Below are 1,088 nucleotides of genomic sequence, written 5' to 3'. Positions count from 1 at the left end.
GGAAACACATCCGGGTGGGGGCGCCGCAGGTGAGGCTCGTTACGTTGCCTTACGGCCCCGTTCAGCCCCGTGTCTTACAGACCGAGGTCGACCTCGAACTCGCCGGCCTCCAGGATCGCCTTCACGGCCGTCAGGTAGCGGGCCGCGTCGGCGCCGTCCACCAGACGGTGGTCGTACGACAGCGTCAGGTAGGTCATGTCGCGGACGCCGATGACGGTGCCCTCGGCGGTCTCGATGACGGCCGGACGCTTGACCGTGGCGCCGATGCCCAGGATGGCGACCTGGTTCGGCGGCACGATGATCGTGTCGAAGAGCGCACCGCGCGAGCCGGTGTTGGAGATGGTGAAGGTCGCACCGGACAGCTCGTCCGGCGTGATCTTGCTGGCGCGGACCTTGCCGGCCAGCTCGGCCGTGGCCTTGGAGATGCCGGCGATGTTCAGGTCGCCCGCACCCTTGATGACCGGCGTCATCAGACCCTTCTCGGAGTCCACGGCGATGCCGATGTTCTCCGAGTCGAAGTACGTGATGGTGCCCTCGTCCTCGTTGATCCGGGCGTTGATGACCGGGTGGGCCTTCAGCGCCTGGGCCGCCGCCTTCACGAAGAACGGCATCGGGGAGAGCTTGACGCCCTCGCGGGCCGCGAACGCGTCCTTGGCGCGGGCGCGCAGCTTCATCAGCTTGGTGATGTCGACCTCGACGACCGAGGACAGCTGGGCCTGGCCGTGCAGCGCCTTCATCATGTTGTCGCCGATGACCTTGCGCATGCGGGTCATCTTGACCGTCTGGCCACGCAGCGGGGAGACCTCCAGGGCGGGGGTCTTCGGCGCGGCGGCGGCCGGGGCGGCGGCGGGGGCCGGGGCGGCAGCGGCGGCCTTCTTGGCCTCGGCGGCGGCGAGGACGTCCTGCTTGCGGATGCGGCCGCCGACGCCCGAACCCTTGACGGTCGCCAGGTCGACACCGTTCTCGGTGGCGAGCTTGCGGACCAGCGGGGTCACCGCGGCCCTCCGCTCCTCGTCCACCATGTCCACGCTGATCCGCGCCCCGATGTCGAAGGCGCCGCGGAGCAGCCGCTCCGCCACCTCCTCGGG

1 protein-coding gene is annotated in these 1,088 nt (G+C 69.9%); it reads right to left on the bottom strand.

Translation table 11 applies throughout. The features are described from left to right. Positions 1 to 74 precede the first annotated feature (74 nt). On the bottom strand, positions 75 to 1,088 hold a 1,014-nt coding region (sucB, locus tag ACWEJX_RS37780; RefSeq protein WP_451611930.1), incomplete at its 5' end, for a 2-oxoglutarate dehydrogenase, E2 component, dihydrolipoamide succinyltransferase.

Source organism: Streptomyces sp. NPDC004788, assembly GCF_053601115.1.
The sequence above is the reverse complement of the archived record's forward strand: the minus strand, read 5'-3'. Positions and strand labels throughout refer to the sequence as shown.